Origin of the sequence: uncultured Senegalimassilia sp. (assembly GCF_934636665.1) — a bacterium.
In the GTDB taxonomy this organism is placed as follows: Bacteria; Actinomycetota; Coriobacteriia; order Coriobacteriales; family Eggerthellaceae; genus Senegalimassilia.
The window spans coordinates 112,880-132,918 of the sequence record NZ_CAKUAT010000004.1 but is presented as its reverse complement, the minus strand read 5'-3'; the positions used below and the strand labels follow the sequence as shown (position 1 = coordinate 132,918).

Below are 20,039 nucleotides of genomic sequence, written 5' to 3'. Positions count from 1 at the left end.
CCTATGGAAACTATGCAACGAATCTCAATCATCGGGGCCGGTCTTGCAGGAAGCGAGGCGGCCTTGCAGCTAGCGGACCGAGGGTTCTCGGTTCGCCTTGTGGAAATGCGTCCCGAAAAGGGCACGCCCGTGCATAAAACCGGGCTGTGCGCCGAGCTGGTCTGCTCGAACAGCCTGAAGAGCACGAAGCCTGAAAGCGCGGCCGGTATGCTGAAAGCCGAGCTTGCCGCGCTTGACTCGCAGGTGCATGCCGCCGCCCTTGACAACGCCGTGGCGGCCGGCGGCGCTCTTGCGGTCGATCGCGAGGCGTTCGCCCGCCGGATTACGCAGCGCATCCAGGAGCACCCGTGCATTTCCTTGGAGCACGCGGAGGTGCGCTCTGTGCAGCAGGCCTGCGAAGGCGCCGATGCCGTCATCCTGGCGTCCGGTCCGTTGACTTCCGATGCTTTGGCTGAATCGCTGTCCCAGATCACGGGGTCGGACCATATGGCGTTCTACGATGCGGCGGCTCCCATCATCATGGCCGATTCGCTGGACATGGGCAAGCTGTTCCGTCAAAGCCGCTATGAGGATGCGGGCGGCCAGGTGGGCGATTACCTGAACGCGCCGTTTTCGCGCGAAGAATACGAGGCGTTCATCGAGCAGCTCGTCGGCGCCGATCGTGTGATCCGCCGTGAATTCGAAACGCGCGACCTGTTCCAGGCCTGCCAGCCCATCGAGGAGATCGCCCGCAAGGGCGCCGATGCGCCTCGCTTCGGCACGCTCAAGCCCGTCGGTCTGACCGATCCCGCCACGGGCAGGCGCCCGTGGGCGGCGTTGCAGCTGCGCGCAGAGGATGCTCACGGGGAAAGCTATAACCTGGTGGGTTTCCAAACCAACTTGACGTTCCCTGAGCAAAAGCGCGTGTTCCGTATGATCCCGGGCTTGGAGCAAGCGGAGTTCGCGCGCTATGGCGTCATGCATCGCAACACGTTCATCAACGCCCCAAAGCTGTTGACGCCTGAGCTTCGGCTGCGCAGCGCGGGAGGCGTTGATGTGCCGGTGTTTGTGGCGGGGCAGTTGGCAGGCACCGAGGGCTATTGCGAGGCCATCCGTTCCGGGCTTCATGCGGCGCTTCACGTCGCTGCTCTGCTCGGCGGCGTGAAGGCTCCGCAGCTGCCAACGGAAACGGCGTTCGGTGCATTGCTGGCATACGCCACCAGCCCCGAAACGGTCGATTATCAGCCTATGCACGTGAACTTCGGCATCATGGTGCCGCTTGAGCAGCGAATCCGCAACAAAGGGCAGCGCTATGCGGCCTATGCCGAGCGCGGGACGCAGGCTCTTGAGCGTTATTGCGACGAGTTGCGCGCTTGCGGGCTTTTGGGCTGCGCGGGGGAAGCCGTCGGGAATGACGAGTAAAGCCGAAGCCGCGTGCGGTGATACGGCCCCGGAAGATGTGGATGCGCAAGTGTTCTCGGCCATCGAGCGATTCATCGGCTCGTGGCGTACCGAACGTAACCCCTCCGAGAACACGTTGCGCGCGTATCGAATCGACTTGCTCGATTACGCGCGCTGGGCAAAGCGCTCCCGGATCGATGGCTTGCATCCTAGCCACCGACAGCTTCGCCGCTACTTAAGCCAGCTTGAGCAGGCACAGTACTCGCGTGCCACGGTGAATCGCAGGCTGTCTGCCGTGCGAACCTTCTTCCAGTGGCTCAACGTCAACGGCATCGTGTCCGAGGACCCCGCAAGCGCGCTTTCGGGTCCCAAGCAGCCGCAGCGTCTGCCGCATCACCTTCGTCCTCAGGATGTTGCCGCGCTGCTGGGCGTATACGGCAAACGGCTTGATTCCCAAGGGCGCGATGAGCGCACGCCTTCGGAGATGCGCAATCAGGCGTTGCTTGAGTTTCTGTATGCGTGCGGCGCGCGCATATCGGAGGCTTCGGGGCTATTGCTTTCCGCGGTTGATTTTGATCAGGGCCAATGCCGTGTGCTCGGCAAGGGGTCAAAGGAGCGCATCGTGCCCTTGCACGACCTTGCGCTCTCGAGCATGCGCACGTATCTGCTGTTCGCGCGACCCTTGCTCGTCAAGGAGAAGGAATGCCCGTATTTCTTCGTTTCGACGCGCGGTAACCAAATGGGCACCGATGCGATGCGCAAGATGTTCAAGCAGGCGCTTGCCGCTGCGGGGCTTCCATCCACCATCACGCCGCATGATCTGCGTCACACCTTCGCCACTGATGTGCTCGGTGGCGGCGCGGATCTGCGCAGCGTTCAGGAGATGCTCGGGCATGCAAGCTTATCCACCACGCAGATTTACACGCATACCACTCCCGAGCGTTTAGGCGCTGAACACCATCGGGCGCATCCTAGGGGGTAGGTGAGTTGTTCGCGGGCGACCGCTTTCGAGCGGGTCTCCTATCTTCAGGGTGCGGAAAAGCTCACAACGGGGACGGTTAACGGGCTGCATCAATCGTTTTCGATGCAGCCCGTTTCGGTTGCTCTTGGTACATGGCGCTTGAGTCGTGTTTCCTTTGGGCGCAAGGGGTCTGCATGTTAGCGAATGGGCGTCCGTTATGGGGTCCCGTTCGCATTCGGGGCGGTTATGTCCGAGTCGTGCTTCCGCTTCGCAGACAAGGAAACGACCATGCGATCGCATGGTCGTTTCCGGTTATCTTCCTAGCAAGTGCCTGATGGCGGCAATAGGGTGCTTCGTCATCATTCGGGGGCCGCTGTAGCGCATCACTTGGCGGATGCGCTCGCGCATTTCCGGCTTGTAGCAGTGGTTCTCACAGGCGTCGCAGCTGGTTTTCACGTGCATCTTGCGGCATCGGCGCGTGCGCAACGCCGCGTATTCGTCAAGCTGGGCGCATTGGGGGCACACGGCTTCGCCGCATACGGCGGTTTCGGTCCTGCTGGCAGGCTCATGGTTGCCAGCGCAATACAGCGCCACCATCTGCGAGATGGTCTTTTCCTCGCGAACCCGGCGCTTTGCGATCTTCGGGGTGTCTTGCTGCACGGAGAGCCGCCCTACATTGCCGTCAGGCGGATGCCCACGTACGCCGCGGTGCTCGGCAGGCCCTTGATGTCGTATTTGTCCGACAGCGGTGCCGCGGAGACGCGCCACGTATAGGTGACATCATCGATATCGACGGTGCCGGTTTGGAAGGTGTTGCCCACCTCGTCGGTGTCCATGGACGTGCTCGAGGCTTCGAATCCCTCGGCGGCCACGGCTGCCTGGATAGCGGCTTCAAGCGTGCTCGACGAGAAGTCGGCGTATTTGACTGCCATGGTCAAGGTATCGGAGCGGTCGACGGTAAGCGTCCAACTGCCGTTGAGCAGCAGGGCCGCTTGGGATGCTGAAAGGCTGCCCACGCCCTTCGCGTACATGGCCGCGGCATCGGCCACGGTGACATCTTCGGGAAGTTTGACCAGATCAAGACCGGCGGTGCCTTCCGCGGTTTGGTTGTACGCGGTATAGCCCGCGGCCGCAAGCGAATCCAGAATGGCCTGGTCGTCCATATCCGCCATCTGCGTGAGAACGGGGAGGTTGTAGCTGACGGTACGCGAGAGGTTCTCCTCGACGCTTGCTTGGCTTTGGGCGTTCGAATCGTTCACCGCGGTGATGGCCCCGGCCGCCAGGCGAACGCCGATGATCACGGCGATGACGACGAAGACCGCCATGATTATCTGCTGGCTGCGCGGCATGTCCATGGGGCGCAGCAGGCTTGAGCCGTCCATATAGCGTATATTGCCCTGTTCGATGGAATAATCGGTATGGCGATGAAATAACGACATGGGTACCTGCCTGTCGGTTTTTAGTCGGTTTGTGTGCGTGGGTAAGTATAGCATTGCCCTGTGGGGGCGCTCATGGTAGCCTACGGAATGCCCATGGGGGAGTAGCTGGCAGGACATACCTGCGGTGCGTTCAACATCGTGGCCGGCAACGGTCTGGCGTACCTGAAATTGCAAGACTCATGGCGCAACGTTTTCAAAGCGTTGCGCCATGAGTCTTTTTTTGTTGCGCTGCTCATCCGAGGAGACGGGGTAAACCGCGCACCGTGCGAAATGGCGCGCATCGGATCGGACGAAACGACGTAAAGGAGCAACGTATGGATTTTTCCATCTTCGCCACGCCCGAAGCTTGGATCAGCTTGTTGACGCTGATGTTTTTGGAGGTGGTGCTGGGCGTGGACAACATCGTGTTCATCTCCATCACCACCAACCGCCTGGCGCCCGAACATCAGCATATCGGCCGTAAGCTCGGTTTGCTGGGCGCCATGATATCGCGCTGCATCTTCTTGTGCTTCGCCAGCTATCTGGTACACATGACCAAGCCGCTCTTCACTTTGGATCTGGGCTTTTTCCAGCATGCGTTCAACGTGCGCGACTTGGTGCTGCTGGCGGGCGGCGCATACCTGATTTATAAGGGCATCGACGAGCTTCGCGATGTGCTGGCCTTGACCGAGGAGAAAGCCGAGCATTCCGAGGAGCACAAGGAGCTGCATCGCATCGGCCTTGGTCAGGCCATCGTCACCATCATGGTCATGGACCTGGTGTTTTCTATCGACTCGGTCATCACCGCGGTGGGCTTGGCCGAGCATCTGATCATCATGATCATGGCCGTCATCTTCGCCATCATCATCATGATGGTGTTCATCGATGCCATCGCCGATTTCATCAACAAGCATACGGAGATGAAGATCTTGGCGCTGGTGTTCATCACCGTCATCGGCTTGCTGCTGTTCTTCGATTCGTTGGGCATCAACTCCGGCATCGAGGTGCTCGATATGCATATGGAGAAGCTCATGGTGTACTGCGCCATGGTGTTCGCGGTGGTGCTGGAGCTTATCCAGATGCGCTACAGCTCGAATCTGGCGAAGTGGAAGGAAGAGCGCAAGACCGAGCAGCTGAACAGCTAGCCCGCCGGCGCCGATACAAGCTTGAATAACAACCGTCGGCCGCTGTGCGCGGCCTACGGTGCACTTGCCGGTAAAGGATTCGCGCGGCGGATTCGGACGGCGATCCTGAAACAAAGCGGCCCCGCGGACCTTGAGCCTGCGGGGCCGCTGTCGTTGCGCCATCGTGTTAGCGCGCGAACTGCGAATAGCCTTCGTCGGAGATGAACAGGCGCGTGGCCCTGGGCAGGATCCGCGCGGAAAACGGCGTGGTGAGGCCGGTGGCCTCGCCGTCGTACTGCACTTCCATAGCCGGGTCGGCTTCGATCGTGACCTCTTTGGCGCGGAAGATCTCAAGCGCATCGGTGCGGTCGGGGAATTCGCCGTCTCGGTCCAAAAGGCCCGCGATAGCGGCCGGTATCAGGTCGAATGCGGTTTTCGCCTTCAGGACCACCACGTCGAACTCGCCGTCTCGCGGCTTGTTGTCGTGCGTGACCGTGATATCGAACTGGATTTTGCTGAAGTTCACCAGCAGCACGCCCAGGCCTTCGCTTTGCACCTGTTTGCCGTCCAAGGTGAGCGTGAACTTGGATTGCTGCGGCATGGCGTTGGCCACGGCCGATTGCAGGTAGGCCATGGGGCCGAGCAGGCGTTTGCCGCGCTGCGCCCCGCGCATGATGACGGCGTCGTAGCCCGCACCGGCCATGATGGAGAAACCGAAGCGCTGCCCATCAACGCAGATCTCGCCCATGTCGAAATCAAGGGTTTGCCCGGCGCGCACCATTTTCGCCAGAGCATGGGGTTCGAGCGGGCTTGCAAGGTTGAGGGCCAATAGGTTTGCCGTGCCTGCGGGGAAGGGCAGCACGGGTATGCCGGTGTTGGCCAGCAGATAGCATACCGTGGCAACGGTGCCGTCGCCGCCGGCCGCGATCACGGCATCGAAGTCCTTCGCATCGTCAAGCAGCGAGCCCACCGGCGTGGTGCCGTTGGTGCAGCGCATGCAGATCTCGTCGCCGTCGGCGGCGAAGCTGCGCATGAAATCGTAGATGGCTCCTTCGCCGTATCCCGATGCCAGGTTGTTGATGACAAGCAGTTTCACGGTTTTCCCTTCCGTTGCGGTATTCTTACATCATAAAGCACAACGATATGAACGTGAGGAATTACCGGGTGTATATCGAAGATCAAGAAGCACTGGAGGCGTTCGTCGAGCGAGCACGCCGCTCAAGCGTCCTTGCCATCGACACCGAGTTTTTACGCGAGAAGACCTATTATGCGCGCCTGTGCTTGATCCAGTTCGCCACCGATGATGAGGTGGCGGTGGTCGACCCGTTTTGCATCGAGGACCTGCATGTGCTGGCCCCGCTGCTCGAGGATGCCGGCGTCATGAAGGTGCTGCACTCCGGCGGGCAGGACCTTGAGATCTTGTGGCACGAGGTGGGCGTGCTCCCGCAGCCGCTGTTCGACACGCAGGTGGCGGCGGCGCTTTTGGGGCACACGCAGCAGATCGGCTACGGGGCTTTGGTGGGCGCCGAGTGCGGCGTGGCGCTTAAGAAGGTCGATTCCTTCACCGACTGGTCGCGCCGTCCCTTGTCGGAATCCCAGCTGCGCTATGCCGCCGACGACGTCATCTATCTTCCCCGCATGTATGAGCATATGAAGCAGGAATTGGGGCAGCAGGGGCGCTTGCATTGGCTTGACCCCGAGTTCGCCGAGATGTGCGACCCTGCGCGTTTCGAATCCGATGAGCGCGAGCGCTACCGCAGGCTCAAGCGCGTCGGCCAGCTTTCGCGCAAGCAGCTGGCGGCGGCGCGCGAGGTTGCCGCATGGCGCGAGGTCACGGCGCAGAAGCGCAACGTGCCGCGTAAGTGGGTCATCACCGACGAACAGATCGTGGAGGCGTGCAAGCGCGAGGCCCGCACCATCGACGAGCTGTTCATGGTGCGAGGCATGCGCGAGAAGCTCAACACCCGCGATGCCCGAACGGTCGCCGGGCTTATGAAGAAGGCGCTGGAATCCGGTCCGCAAAGCTGGCCTGAGCTCGACCGCAGCGGCCGCAACGAGCCCAACGTGGATGCACCGCTCGACCTTATGAGCGCGCTCGTGCGCTTGCGCGCCAAGGAGAACGGCGTGGCGTTCCCTACCTTGGCCAGCCATGATGATCTGGTGCGTATGGCTCGCGGATACCGTCAGGGCATCGATCTGTTGCGCGGATGGCGCCGGGCGCTGGTGGGCGAGGAGCTCATCGAGCTGCTCGAGGGCAAGCTCGTGCTGTCCTTGAACGGCCACGATCTGCACGTCACGCGCCTGGATGGCGAAGAGTAGCTAGCGCGTCGCCGCCCGGTGCGGCAATGCGAACGCGGCGGGCTCGATGCGTTTCCGGTAACGGATTGCGAACGTTTCGCGGTAACATTCGTGGAGCCGCGGGCATGGGGTTTCGCTTCGGTATACTTTTGGTTCGTTTAACCAAGCGCGCAGCCTTGTCGCCTCGCCCCGGGGCGCAGGGCGTGCGCCGTACGCTTTCGTTAGGAGTTGCATCACCCACATGAGCATGAGCTATTTGAGCCTGATCGTCGTCACCATGGTCATCGGCATGGGCGCGTCGTGGTACGTGAACCGCCAGATCAACAAGTATTTGCACGTTCCCTCTTCCACGCGCGTCACCGGCGCGCAGATGGCCGAGATGATGCTGGCGGCAAACGGCGTCCACGGCGTGCAGGTTTATCGCGGCGGCCCGCAGCAGGACCACTTCGACCCGCGTAACAATTCCATCACCCTGGACCCCGATGCGTTCGGCGGGACCTCCATCACGGCCGTGGCCACGGCATGCCACGAGGCCGGGCACGCCATCCAGTTCGCGCAGGGGTATGCTCCCATGAAGATCCGCGGCGCACTGGTGCCGGCGGTGAACTTCGCTTCCAATGCCTGGGTGTTCCTGCTGATGTTCGGTATCTTCATGCAGCTTTCCGGCCTTACCACGCTTGCCATCATCATGTACGCCGTTGTGGTGTTGTTCCAGCTGGTCACGCTGCCCGTCGAGTTCGATGCGTCGCGCCGCGGCCTTGCCTACCTGAAGACCCAGGGCATCACGCAGGCCGAGCAGGGCGGCGCGTATTCCGTGCTGCGCGCCTGCGCGCTCACCTACGTTGCCGCTGCTTTGACGTCCATCCTGCAGCTGCTGTGGCTGCTGCAGTCTCGCGACGAGTAGCAACGTGGCCTACGATCGATCATATAACGGCGCCGCGGGAGGACACCGCGGCGCTTTTGCTAGCTCGGGTGCTTCCTCGGGGCCGGCGCGAAACGCCGAGGAGGCCGCCCGCGCATGCGCAGCGGCCTTCGGCGCGCATAAGGCGGCGGGTGCGAATGCGGCTTCGCGAATCGGGGGAGCGGCAACGCGGGAATCGGGTTCGCGCGCCTTATCGGTATCAGCCGCCATGCAGCTGGCGAAAGGGGCGCTCGAAGGCGTGACAGTGCGCCTGGTCGGCGAGATCTCCGAGCTGTCGAACAAGCCCGGGTACAAGGCCGTGTACTTCACGGTCAAGGATAAGTCGGCAAGCCTTCCGTGCATGATGTGGAACAACCGTTTCCGCGCCGCCGGCGTGCAGGTGGCGGTCGGCCAGCTGGTGGAGCTGACGGGCAGGTTCACGCTGTATGCGGCGAAAGGGCGCATGAACTTCGACGTGTTCTCGTTGGCGCCGGTGGGAGAGGGCCAGCTGAGGCTGCAGGTGGCCAACCTAGCGCGGAAGCTTTCCGCAGAAGGCCTTGCGGACCCCGCGCGAAAGCTGCCTTTGCCTGCATATCCGCTTACCATCGGCCTGGTCACCAGTCCGCGCGGCGATGCGGTGCACGATGTGCTGCGCACGCTGCGCCGCCGTTTCCCTGTGGCGCGGGTGCTGTTCTCCGGTGTGGCGGTGGAGGGCCCGCAGGCCCCGGCCGGCATCGTCGAGGGCATGCGCGCTGTAGTCCATGCCGGCGCCGAAGTGGTGCTGGTGGTGCGCGGCGGCGGGTCGTACGAGGACCTTATGCCGTTCAACGACGAGTTCTTGGCCCGCATGATCGTCAAATGTCCCGTTCCAGTGGTCACGGGCATCGGGCACGAACCCGATACGTCCATCGCCGACATGGTCGCCGATGTGCGCGCCTCAACGCCTACTGCCGCTGCCGAGGCGGTGAGTCCTGCTCGCGAGAACCTTGATGCGCTGTTCCGCGCGCGTCGAGGCAGCCTGGATGCCTGCGTCCAGCGTGCTCTTGATGGCGGCGCGGCGCAGGTCGGGCGCATCGCAAGCCGGCCGGTCTTTTGCGACCCTAATGCTTTGCTCGCGGCTTCCTCGCAAGGAGTGGATTTGTTTGCCGACCGGCTGGCAAGGGCGCTGCCCGCCAGCTTGGACCGCGATCGCGCTCAGGTCGATCGGCTGCGCGAACGCTTGGGCGCGGCGCTTCCCAACGCCTTGACCGCCGATGCAACAGCCGTGCAACGCCAGCGCGAACGTTTGACGCGCGCGCTTTCGCAGGTGGTCGTCGCTCCGGCGGCGCAAACGCAGCGGGGACGTGAGCGGCTGCTGCGCGCGTTGCCCCAGGCTTGCGAGCGGGAACGCGCGGTGCTTGACAACGAGCAGCGACGTCTGCTTGCTTCGGGCCGCCAGCTGCTCGAGCCGTTTCGCCGGCAAGCGGGCCTTTCGGCTGCGCAGCTTGACGCGCTGTCGCCGCTGGCGGTTCTCGGCAGAGGCTACTCGATCGCCCGCGATGGCGACGGCGGTGTGGTGAAGTCGGTCGAGCAAGCCCACACAGGGCAGTCGCTTGATGTGACGGTATCTGACGGCGTGATCGAGTGCAGCGTGTCGGGGGTCCGGCGTGCTGATGAAGACGGCCCTATAGGGAAGGAATCATGAATATGGGCAATGAAAGTTTGAAACCGGTCGAGGACCTGACCTTTCGTGAGGCCATGGCCGAGCTTGACGGTATCGTCGGCGTTTTGGAATCCAATACGCTTGAGCTAGAGGACAGCCTTGCCAGCTATGAGCGCGGGGTTGCGCTGCTGCGCGCGCTTCAGGGCCGCCTGGCCACGGCGCAGCAGAAGGTCGACGTGCTCATGGGCCAGCTTGAACCGGAGGTATCGGACGAGCAGCGCGACACCACGCTTTCGTAGCGCCGCTTGCCGACAGAGTGCAGCGCGGGCGCCGCTTGCGGCGACGTGTTGCGTGTTTTGCCACTACAATGATGGCTCGAAATCTTTTGTGTAAGGAGGCAGGCCGTTGAACGTTTTGGTTATCAATGCGGGTTCATCTTCGCTGAAGTACCAGCTTATCAATGTTGAAACGCATACGCTCATGGCCAAGGGCATTTGCGAGCGCGTCGGTTCTGCCGAGGCGTTCCACAAGCACGGTCTTGACGATAACGAAGTGGTCATCGACGCTAAGATGGCGAACCATGACGACGCTATGGCGCTCGTGCTTGAATCCCTGGTCTCGGGCGAGGGTGCCGCGATCTCCTCGCTTTCCGAGATCGATGCGGTCGGTCACCGTATCGTGCAGGGCGGCAAATATTTCGATCGTTCCGTTCTCATCGACGATGAGGTCATCGCGAAGATCGATGAGCTTGCCGAACTGGCGCCGTTGCACAACGGTGCGGCGCTCATGGGCATCCATGCTTGCATGAAACACATGCCGGGCATCCCCATGGTGGCCGTGTTCGATACCTCGTTTTTCACCACGTTGCCTCCGAAGGCGTACATGTATCCGCTGCCCTACGAGCTGTACGAGAAGTATGCCATCCGCAAGTACGGCGCACATGGTACCTCGCATCGCTACATCTCCGAGCGTGCCGCCGTGGTGCTTGACGAGCCCCTTGAGGACCTGAAGCTCATCACGCTGCATTTGGGCAACGGTTGCTCAGCGTCCGCTATCGACCATGGCGTGGCCGTGGACACCTCCATGGGTCTCACGCCGCTTGACGGCTTGATGATGGGCACCCGCTGCGGTGCCATCGACCCGGCCATCGTGCCGTTCGTCATGGATCATGAGAACCTGACCGCCGAGGAAATGAACAACCTCATGAACAAGCAGTCGGGCTTGCTCGGCATCTCCGGCGTGTCCAACGACCTGCGCAGCGTGCGCACGGCCTCGGAAGAGGGCAACGAGCGCGCTATGCTGGCATATGACATGTTCTCCAACTCGGTTAAGAAGTACATCGGCCAGTACATCGCCGTCATGGGCGGCGTGGACGCCATCGTGCTGACCGCCGGCGTAGGTGAGAACTGCGACAAGATGCGCCGCATGATCTTCTCCGGCCTCCAGCCTTTGGGCATCGTGCTCGACGAGGAGAAGAACCGTCATCGCGGTTTCGAGCGCATCATCTCCACCGATGATTCCGCGGTGCAGATCATCATTATCCCCACCAACGAGGAGTACATGATCGCCCGCGACACCTACGAGATCGTGCATGACCAGATGGTCGGCATCCAGCCGTAAGCCGTCCGGTTGTCCCATAGCAGCAAAGCGCTGCGTTATCCGCAACGCAGAAAAGCCCTCGAGAGAGGGCTTTTCTTTTGGCTTGCTATGTCAAGTATGGGCGGGTGTCGCGCGTTGATGTCGCGGCTCGATTTGAGATGACGACTAACAGACTGTTTCGCCGGTTTGCGGGCATGGGCTGCATATCGTGAGCAATGCTGTCTCGAGCCGCGTTGAAATTTTGACAGGCTTGCTTGGGTCCATGGAGGTGCTCTCGGCTTCGAAGACGGATTCAGACCTTAATGACAGCATTGATGCCATTAAGGTCTGCGAGATTGGCGAGGTTTGCGGGCCAAGAGGATGCGGGGGGGGGGTTCTTGATTGTCTCAGCGCATTCGACAAGAAAGCCCTGCTTCCTGAACATCGTGATCGGTTCGGGAAGCAGGGCGTTTCGGTTTCGGGTGTTAGGTTCCGATTGCTTGAGCGCTTTCGGGCCGGCTTCGACTACTGGGCGTCGGCGGCCTTCTTCGCCTGGGCCTGCACGCACGTGATGGCGATGACACCCACGATGTCATGTGCGGTGCAGCCGCGGGACAGGTCGTTTACCGGGGCCGCGATGCCCTGGGTGACCGGGCCGAAGGCCTCGGCGTGCGCCAGACGCTGCACCAGCTTGTAGCCGATGTTGCCCGCGTCAAGGTCGGGGAAGATCAGGCAGTTCGCCTTGCCGGCCACCTTGCTGTCGGGGGCCTTCGACGCGCCTACGGAGGGCACCATGGCGGCATCTGCCTGCAGCTCGCCGTCGAGCGCCAGCTCAGGTGCCAGCTCGCGGGCGATGGCGGCAGCCTCGACCACCTTGTTCGCGTCGTCGTTTTTGGCGGAACCGTAGGTGGAGTGGGAGAGCATGGCCACTACAGGCTCGGTGCCGATAAGGGTTTTCCAAGATTGCGCGGAGTTTACGGCGATGTGCGCGAGCTTCTCGGCGGTGGGCTGGATCTCCAGGCCGCAGTCGCTGAACAGGAACGTGCCGTTCTGGCCGTACTCGCAGTTGGGCACTACCATGATGAAGAAGCTGCTGACCAGCTTCACGCCCGGGGCGGTTTTGAGGATCTGCAGGCTGGGGCGCAGCACGTCGCCGGTAGAGTGGCATGCGCCGGAGACCATGCCGTCGGCACGGCCGGTCTTCACCATGAGCACGCCGAAGAACAGCACGTCGCGCACTTTCTCGGCGGCTTGCTCGAGGGTCATGCCCTTGTGCTTGCGCAGCTCGTACAGGGTGTTCGCGAACTCGTTGTGCAGATCGGAGTCCTGCGGGTCGATCAGCGTGGCGCCTTCGAGCGCGCGGCCGGATTCCTTGATGGCGGCAACGTTGCCCAGGATGATCAGGTTTGCGACGCCTTGGGCGAGAATGGTCTCGGCTGCTTCGAGCGTACGCGGGTCGTCGCCCTCGGGTAGCACGATGGTCTGCTTGTCGGCTTTGGCGCGCTCAAGCATGGTGTCCAAAAACGAGCTCATGTTCGTACCCTTTCTTCGCGATGTGTCGGGCGCGGTCTTGCGGGTTGCGCTTGGTTTCGGCTGCGCCCGAGCGGTTCACTTGGATTTTATCCATATTGTACCCGCGGGGGACGGCAGTGCGCCTCTCTACCGGTAAAATGGCGGGCGGACCATATGAACGGCGGCGTTTTCCAACCGCATCCGCGCCGTTGTTTCCAGGAAAGGACAGGCATGAAAAGCATCACCTTCGCCATCCCGTGCTATAACTCCGCGGCATATATGGATAAGTGCATCGAGTCCATCCTTGCATGCGGGGGCGATAAGGGCTGCGATGACATCGAGATCATCATCGTCGACGATGGGTCGGTCAAAGACGACACCGCGGAAAAGGCCGATCGCTGGGAGGAGCTTCATCCGGGCATCATCAAGGCCGTCCACCAGGAGAACGGCGGTCATGGGCAAGCGGTGAACACCGGTTTGGCGAACGCTTCGGGTTTGTACTTCAAGGTGGTCGACTCCGATGATTGGCTTGATCGCCGTGCTATGGAAGATGTCATGGCATATGTGCGCAGCCAAGTCGGGCGCAGCGCTCCGACCGATCTGGTCATCGCCAATTACGTGTACGAGAAGGTGCACGAGAGCACGCGCACCATCATGCATTACCGCAACGTGTTCCCCGAGGGGCGCGAGTTCGGTTGGTCCGAGGTAGGGCATTTCAACCCCAGCCAATACCTGCTTATGCACTCGGTCATCTACCGCACCGAGCTGCTGCGTGGCATGGGTCTTCAGCTGCCCAAGCACACCTTCTACGTTGATAACATCTTCGTATACGTGCCGCTGCCGCACGTCAAGACCATCTATTACCTTGACGTGGACATGTACCGCTACTTCATCGGCCGCGACGACCAAAGCGTCAACGAGTCGGTCATGATGGGCCGCATCGACCAGCAGCTGCGCGTCACGCGCATCATGATCGACGCCGTGCAGCTTCCCGGCGATGTTCCCGAGAAGCGCCTGGAGCGCTACATGGAGAACTATCTGTCCATGATGATGTGCATCTGCAGCATCTTCCTGCGCATGATCAACACCGTCGACGCCGAGGATGAGCGCGATGCGATTTGGCGCTATCTGAAGGAGAACAACTCCGACGTGTACCGCCGCGTGAGGCACAGCGTGTTGAATATGGGCACGAATCTGCCCACGAATCTGGGGCGCAAGATCGGCATCACCGGCTACCATGTCGCCCAGAGGATTTTCAAATTCAATTAAGCATCAAGGGAAAAGGCCTGCTCGTGCAGGTCTTTTTCGTTGCTACGATCCGGCATTGCGGCGAGTTGCCGGCTTCTTTTTTCTGGTGGATTGCGGCATAATGGATACTTCGGACGCAATTCCATAAAGGAGCATTCTTGAAGAAAAACACTGTGGTCATCGGACTGGCGCTGTTCGCCATGTTCTTCGGTGCCGGAAACCTTATCTTCCCGCCGTTTTTGGGTATGGAAAGCGGAACCGATTGGGTTATCGGATTTTTGTGCTTCATCTTGATCGACGTGGCGTTTTCTTGCCTGGGCATCTTCGCGCTCAACGCCGGCGGCGGTGCGAACGTGGCTGTTGAAAGTTCATTGGGCAAGGTTCCCGGTTTGGTGCTCAACACCGCCGTGATCCTTTGCACCGGCATGATCATCGCTGAGCCGCGCACGGCGGCCACCACCTACGAGATGTCCATTGTGCCGTTGTTCGGCGATTCCATGGGCATGCTGCTGTTCTCCGTGCTGTTCTTCGCGGTGGTGCTCGCGCTGTCCATTCGCCAAACGCGCGTGGTCACCATCATCGGCAAGGTGCTCACCCCGCTTCTAGTGCTTTGCGTGTTCGTGATCATCATCACCGGCATCGTGTACCCGCTCGGCGATATCGGGGCCCCGCTTTCCGAGCATCCCGCACAAGACGGTATCTTGGCCGGCTATCAGGCCATGGACGTGCTTGCGTGCGTGGGCTTCGCCATCGTTATGGAAAATGCCGTGCGCACCGCGGGCTATACGCGTCGAGAAGATCAGCTCAAGGTTATCGCTGGCGCAAGCATTGTGGCTGGCATCCTTCTAGCCGTGATCTACGGCGGCTTGACCTACTTGGGCGCTTCAAGCGCGCTTGCCTTCGGCGCGGGCATGGACCGCTCCACGCTTATCGTGGAGATCACCAAGCATCTGCTCGGCAATACCGGCGTGATCATCCTCGGCATCATCGTCGGGCTAGCGTGCCTGACCACCGCAATCGGCCTTACCGGTGCTTCGGCATCGTACTTCGAGCGTACCACGCACGGAAAGATCTCGTATCGCGTCGGCGTCGTCGTTACCGTTTTGATGTCTGTCGCCATCTGCAACCTGGGTTTGAACGCCATCGTGGCATTTGCCGCTCCGATTCTATCCGTCGTCTGCCCGCCGTTCATGGTGTGTTTGGTCATGTTGCTGTTCAAGAAGCGGCTGAGCTCCACGTGGCCGATCAAGGGCGCTGCCTTCGGTGCGTTCGTCATCAGCTTGCTCGCCACTATCGACGACACTTATGGCGTGCTGCCTGCTATCAAGCAGCTTCCCTTCACCGATCTGGGCTTTAGCTGGCTGCCGTTCGCTATCGTCGGAGGCATCCTCGGCGCGGTCGCGTTCAAGGTGTCCAAGGGGAGCAAGGCGGTCGCATAATGGTGCGTTCGGGCCGAAGCGGATCGGGTTACATCCTCGCAGTCGATGTGGGGAATTCCGTTACCAACCTCGGGCTAGCCTGCGAAGGGGGCCTTGCATCCACCTGGAGCGTGACCACCCCCGATTGCCTCACCGCCGATGAAGCGCTTATGTGCGTGGCGTCGTTTTTGCAGGTTCGGGGCTGCGATGCGAAGGTGCGCGATGCCATCGTGGCCTCCGTTGTCCCCGGGCTTACCGACGCTTGGGTCGAAGCTTTGCATGCCCTTTGCGGCGCGCGCCCCTTGGTGGTGGGGCCGGGCTTGAAATCCGGTTTGAAGCTGCATCTGAACAGCCCTGCGGATTTCGGCGCCGATCGTGTGGCGGATTGCGTTGCCGCAAAACAGCTCTACGGGTTCCCGCTCATCGTCGTCGACTTTGGGACGGCAACCACGCTTGAGGTCATCGATGACGCGGGTGTCGTGCAGGGTGGGCTTATCGCTCCAGGCCTGCGTTTGGCTGCGCGTGCGGTGGCGGACGCCGCGGCCCAGCTCCCTGTTATCGGGCTGCATACACCCCGGAGCGTCATCGGCAAATCCACGCGCGATGCCATGCAGGCGGGAATCGTCATCGGCGAAGTTGCCCGTATCGATGGCCTGATCCAGGCGGTTTGGGACGAACTCGGCTACGAAACGCGCGTTGTCGCCACCGGAGACGATGCCCAGGCTATGGCCGGGCTTTCCCGACGCATCGAGGCTGCCGATGATCAGCTCACGCTCAAAGGGTTGATCTTGTTGCACGAGAAGAACAGGAAGGCTCGCTAGCGCTCCTTCTGACGCGCTTGCATGGCAAGCGGCATTGCGACAAGCGAATAGATATCGAATAGCTAAGCCCGGCATGCGCCGGGCTATTTTGGCGCTATAGATTAGTCTTATGTAACAATAATCGATATCTTATAGTTTGCTCTGGCTACCAAAGTTTCCCAATGGTACCATTCGACTGTTTGAGTCAAGGTTGATGCGCCGTACCCCGGCGCTGTGCAGCCTTTGGAATCGAAAGGAAGCCATGTTCCGTGTTCAATAAACGGTTGATATCGATGGTGCCGCAGGCTATGCGGTATATCGTGCGCAATGCGGCGGCGCAATGGGTGGCGCTCGTGGCGAATATCGTGCTCATGCTCCTCATCGGGCTTTTCCTACAGCGTCTTTTCGACGGCGTTGCCGTGGATGGCTGGGTTGCGATGCTTCTGTGCGCAGGCGTTGCCGTTATCGCGGTGCGCATGGCGTGCTTGACCTTCGCGCAGCGCATGGGGGTGGCGGCCGCCATGGCCGCAAAACGCTCGGTTCGCCGTGAGGTATACGACAAGCTGGTGCGCATGGGCCCCGGCTATTCCGAGCACATCGCCACAAGCGAGGCGGTGCAAGTCAGTGTTGAGGGATGCGAGCAGCTGGAAAGCTACTTCGGCCAGTATCTGCCGCAGCTGTTTTACGCCGTGCTGGCCCCGCTTACCGTGTTCGCGTTCCTGACGCCGCTGTGTTTGCCTGCCGCCATCGCCTTGTTGGTTTGCGTGCCGCTCATCCCGATTTCCATCGTGGCGGTGCAGAAGATCGCTAAGCGTGTCATGGGCAGGTATTGGGGCGCCTATACCGATCTTGGCGGCGCGTTTCTCGAGAACCTGCAAGGTTTGACCACCTTGAAGATCTATCAAGCCGATGAGGCGTGCCACCGTCAGATGAACGAACAGGCCGAGACCTTCCGCCGAGCGACGATGCGCCTGCTCACCATGCAGCTCAACTCCATCACCGTGATGGACGTGTTCGCATTCGGCGGCGCTGCCGTGGGCATCATCGCTGCTATAGTGCAGTTCGCCACCGGCCAGATCCCGTTCTATGCGGCGTTTTGCGTGGTGTTTCTGTCGGCGGAGTTCTTCATCCCTATGCGTGCGCTTGGTTCGTTTTTCCATACCGCTATGAACGGTATGGCGGTTGCCGAGAAGATGTTCGCCATCTTGGATGCGCCCGAGCCCGAGCAGGGGACGCGCAGCATCGATCCTGAGCGCGCGGGCATCGTTGTTCGCGATGTCTCGTACTCCTATGACGGGCAGCGTACGGTGCTCGAGCATGTCGATTTCGCCGCCCCTGCCGGTAGCTTCACCGGCATTGTGGGCGAGAGCGGTTCGGGCAAATCCACGTTGGCCGGCATCCTGTGCGGGCGTAATCTGGGTTTTGATGGCGATGTGGAGATCGGTGGCGTGCCGCTTGGCCAGGTTTCCCGCGAAAGCATGGCCCAAACGGTCACCGTCGTCCCGTTCTCCAGCTACCTGTTCTCTGGAACGGTGCGTTCGAACTTGCTGATGGCGCGCCCCAAGGCGACCGACGACGAGCTTTGGGACGTTTTGCGGCGGTGCCGCATCGACGGGTTCGTTCGCTCATCGGGCGGGCTTGATGCGCCCGTGTCCGAGCAGGGTGGGAACTTTTCCGGCGGACAGCGCCAGCGTTTGGCGCTTGCCCGGGCGCTTTTGCACGATACCCCCGTCTACATCTTCGACGAGGTGACCTCGAACGTGGACGCGGACAGCGAGCAGGCTATCGTCGGCGTTATCCATGAGCTGGCGAAAAGCCGCACCGTCATCATGATTTCGCATCGCCTGGCGTCGGTTTCCGAAGCCGATCGCATCTTCGTGCTGGCAAATGGTCGCGTGGCTGAGAGCGGCTCGCACGAGCAGCTTTGCGCCGCCGATGGGGCGTACGCGAAGCTATGGGGCCGGCAGATGGGGCTTGAGGCGTTCGCGTCGCGGGCGGAGCAACACACCGCTGACGTTGGTGAAGCCGACGAAGCGCAAGGTCCCGGTGCCGATGGAACTGCTGCGGTTGTCGGCGAGCCCCAGATGCGCCGTAGGTCGAACATCTCGATCATGTGCCGTCTGCTGAAGTTGGTCAAGCCGCTTGTGCCGGTTATGCTCGCCGCGGTGATTCTAGGCGTTGTCGGCTTTTTGTGCGCCATCTTCCTTACGGTTGGCGCTGCTTTGGTGCTTACGGGCGGCGCGGGATTCGGGCCGGCGATCGGCGTGGGCGCGGGTATCGCCCTGGTCGCCGCTTGCGGCCTTTTGCGCGGTCCCCTGCATTATGGCGAGCAGATGTGCAATCACTATCTGGCGTTCAAGATCTTGGCGCTTGTCCGCGATCGCGTGTTCGGCAAGCTGCGCACGCTTGCCCCGGCGAAGCTCGAGGGCCGAAGCAAAGGCAACCTGGTGTCGCTCGTTACCTCGGACGTTGAGCTGCTCGAGGTGTTCTATGCGCACACCCTCTCCCCGGTGCTCATCGCCGTGCTGGTCTGCGGCGTTATGATCGTCTTCATCGGCAGCGTCTGCTGGCAGCTTGCCATCGGCGCGTTCGTCGCATACGTCCTGGTTGGAGCTGTGGCGCCGTGGGTCGCATCACGTGCGGCGGGGGATGGCGGCAGGGAGCTGCGCGATGCCCTCGGCGGCATGAACGCGTTCATGCTCGATAGCTTGCGCGGCCTTCGCGAAACGCTGCAGTTCGGCCAAGAACATGCGCGCGCCGAGCAGCTTGATGGCCGTATGGACTCGCTGTCGAAGGTCGAGGATCGCCTGAAGGGCCGTGCGGCTCGCAGCATGGCGGCAACGAACGGTCTGGTGTTGGGGCTTGACGTTGCCATGGTCGCGCTAGCCTGCGCGCTGTGCACGCATGGCGTCATCGATTCCGGGCAGGCGTTCGTGTGCGTGGCCGCGTTGATGTCGTCTTTCGGCCCGGTGATCGCCGTTGCGAACCTGGGCAGCGGCTTGCAGCAGACGTTGGCCAGCGGAGCGCGCGTACTTGACCTGCTTGACGAGCAGCCGCAAACCCGGGATGTGGCGGACGGCTGCAAGGCAGATGCGTTCTCGGGTGCGGCCGCCGAACATGTCGACTTCTCGTATGGCGCAAGTTCGGTGCTCAAGGACGTATCCCTTGAGGTGACGCCTGGTTCGATCGTGCATTTGGCGGGCAGGAGCGGTTCAGGCAAATCGACGCTCTGCAAGCTGTTCATGCGGTTTTGGGATCCAAGCGACGGTTGTATACGCATTTCCGGGCAGGATATCCGTGACGTGAGCACGGAAAGCCTGCGGACCATCGAGGGCTATATGACGCAGGAGACGCACCTGTTCTCCGGCACGGTGGGGGATAACATCACGCTTGCCAAACCCGATGCTAGGCCCGAGGAGCTTGCTGAGGCCTGCAGGAAGGCGGCGTTGACTGGTTTAATCGAGCGTCTGCCGCAAGGCCTGGATACGCCGGTCGGCGAGTTGGGCGACACCTTGTCGGGAGGCGAGCGCCAGCGCATCGGGCTTGCGCGCATGTTCCTGCACGATGCCCCGTTCGTGCTGCTCGACGAACCCACGAGCAACCTTGACAGTCTCAACGAGGCGGCGGTTTTGCGGGCGTTGCTCGAAGCCCGTCAGGGCAAGACGGTGGTGCTGGTGAGCCATCGCGCTTCCACGGCCGCCATCTGCGATGTCTCCTACACCGTCGAGCGCGGAAGGTTGTCGTAGTCTAGCGTTTGAG

The 20,039-nt window shown here is 61.5% G+C and carries 16 protein-coding genes; 12 read left to right on the top strand and 4 right to left on the bottom strand.

Annotation, left to right across the window (positions count from 1 at the left end; all coding sequences use genetic code 11):
- Positions 1-12 precede the first annotated feature (12 nt).
- Entirely contained in the window at positions 13-1,401 is a 1,389-nt protein-coding gene (trmFO, locus tag Q0G75_RS02645; protein WP_294414762.1) for a methylenetetrahydrofolate--tRNA-(uracil(54)-C(5))-methyltransferase (FADH(2)-oxidizing) TrmFO, read from the top strand.
- Positions 1,391-2,362, top strand: coding sequence for a tyrosine recombinase (locus Q0G75_RS02640; protein ID WP_294414761.1), 972 nt, complete (start codon positions 1,391-1,393; stop codon positions 2,360-2,362). Before trmFO ends, Q0G75_RS02640 begins: the two co-directional genes overlap by 11 nt.
- A 291-nt stretch (positions 2,363-2,653) precedes the next feature.
- On the opposite strand, the gene Q0G75_RS02635 is transcribed toward Q0G75_RS02640, so the two are convergent.
- Both Q0G75_RS02635 and Q0G75_RS02630 read right to left on the bottom strand, forming a co-directional pair.
- Positions 2,654-3,001 carry a nitrous oxide-stimulated promoter family protein gene (locus Q0G75_RS02635; protein ID WP_294414760.1) on the bottom strand — a complete coding sequence of 116 codons (348 nt, stop codon included), beginning with the start codon at positions 2,999-3,001 and terminating at the stop codon, positions 2,654-2,656.
- Positions 3,002-3,012: 11 nt separating this feature from the next.
- Positions 3,013-3,780, bottom strand: coding sequence for a hypothetical protein (locus Q0G75_RS02630; RefSeq protein WP_294414759.1), 768 nt, complete (start codon positions 3,778-3,780; stop codon positions 3,013-3,015).
- Positions 3,781-4,094: 314 nt separating this feature from the next.
- Here Q0G75_RS02630 and Q0G75_RS02625 point away from each other — a divergent pair, with 314 nt between their 5' ends.
- Positions 4,095-4,904 carry a TerC family protein gene (locus Q0G75_RS02625; protein ID WP_294414758.1) on the top strand — a complete coding sequence of 270 codons (810 nt, stop codon included), beginning with the start codon at positions 4,095-4,097 and terminating at the stop codon, positions 4,902-4,904.
- 166 nt (positions 4,905-5,070) lie between these two features.
- Here the strand turns inward: Q0G75_RS02625 and Q0G75_RS02620 are convergent, their stop codons facing one another.
- Positions 5,071-5,979: a diacylglycerol kinase family protein gene (locus tag Q0G75_RS02620; RefSeq protein ID WP_294414757.1), complete on the bottom strand. Its 909-nt coding sequence runs from the start codon at positions 5,977-5,979 to the stop codon at positions 5,071-5,073.
- 53 nt (positions 5,980-6,032) lie between these two features.
- Here Q0G75_RS02620 and rnd point away from each other — a divergent pair, with 53 nt between their 5' ends.
- The 5 genes from rnd (at position 6,033) to Q0G75_RS02595 (ending at position 11,344) form a co-directional block, all read left to right on the top strand.
- Positions 6,033-7,202 (top strand): ribonuclease D, encoded by a 1,170-nt coding sequence (rnd, locus tag Q0G75_RS02615; protein ID WP_294414756.1) that lies wholly within the window; start codon positions 6,033-6,035, stop codon positions 7,200-7,202.
- 220 nt (positions 7,203-7,422) lie between these two features.
- Positions 7,423-8,085 carry a zinc metallopeptidase gene (locus tag Q0G75_RS02610; protein WP_294414755.1) on the top strand — a complete coding sequence of 221 codons (663 nt, stop codon included), beginning with the start codon at positions 7,423-7,425 and terminating at the stop codon, positions 8,083-8,085.
- 4 nt (positions 8,086-8,089) lie between these two features.
- Positions 8,090-9,766 (top strand): exodeoxyribonuclease VII large subunit, encoded by a 1,677-nt coding sequence (gene xseA / locus Q0G75_RS02605; protein WP_294414754.1) that lies wholly within the window; start codon positions 8,090-8,092, stop codon positions 9,764-9,766.
- Positions 9,767-9,768: 2 nt separating this feature from the next.
- Complete coding sequence (gene xseB / locus Q0G75_RS02600) at positions 9,769-10,023, top strand: exodeoxyribonuclease VII small subunit (protein ID WP_294414753.1); 255 nt, start codon at positions 9,769-9,771, stop codon at positions 10,021-10,023.
- A 106-nt stretch (positions 10,024-10,129) separates the two neighbouring features.
- Complete coding sequence (locus Q0G75_RS02595; protein WP_294414752.1) at positions 10,130-11,344, top strand: acetate kinase; 1,215 nt, start codon at positions 10,130-10,132, stop codon at positions 11,342-11,344.
- 483 nt (positions 11,345-11,827) lie between these two features.
- Here Q0G75_RS02595 and pta read toward each other — a convergent pair whose 3' ends face one another.
- Positions 11,828-12,835 carry a phosphate acetyltransferase gene (gene pta, locus Q0G75_RS02590; RefSeq protein WP_294414751.1) on the bottom strand — a complete coding sequence of 336 codons (1,008 nt, stop codon included), beginning with the start codon at positions 12,833-12,835 and terminating at the stop codon, positions 11,828-11,830.
- A 210-nt stretch (positions 12,836-13,045) separates the two neighbouring features.
- Here pta and Q0G75_RS02585 point away from each other — a divergent pair, with 210 nt between their 5' ends.
- The 4 genes from Q0G75_RS02585 (at position 13,046) to cydC (ending at position 20,026) form a co-directional block, all read left to right on the top strand.
- Positions 13,046-14,083 (top strand): glycosyltransferase family 2 protein, encoded by a 1,038-nt coding sequence (locus tag Q0G75_RS02585; RefSeq protein WP_294414750.1) that lies wholly within the window; start codon positions 13,046-13,048, stop codon positions 14,081-14,083.
- A 137-nt stretch (positions 14,084-14,220) separates the two neighbouring features.
- Positions 14,221-15,501: a branched-chain amino acid transport system II carrier protein gene (brnQ, locus tag Q0G75_RS02580; protein ID WP_294414749.1), complete on the top strand. Its 1,281-nt coding sequence runs from the start codon at positions 14,221-14,223 to the stop codon at positions 15,499-15,501.
- A complete protein-coding gene (locus tag Q0G75_RS02575; RefSeq protein ID WP_294414748.1) occupies positions 15,501-16,301 on the top strand; it encodes a type III pantothenate kinase in 801 nt (266 codons plus the stop codon). Before brnQ ends, Q0G75_RS02575 begins: the two co-directional genes overlap by 1 nt.
- 248 nt (positions 16,302-16,549) lie before the next feature.
- On the top strand, positions 16,550-20,026 hold the full coding sequence (cydC, locus tag Q0G75_RS02570) for a thiol reductant ABC exporter subunit CydC (RefSeq protein WP_294414747.1): 3,477 nt from the start codon (positions 16,550-16,552) through the stop codon (positions 20,024-20,026).
- Positions 20,027-20,039 lie beyond the last annotated feature (13 nt).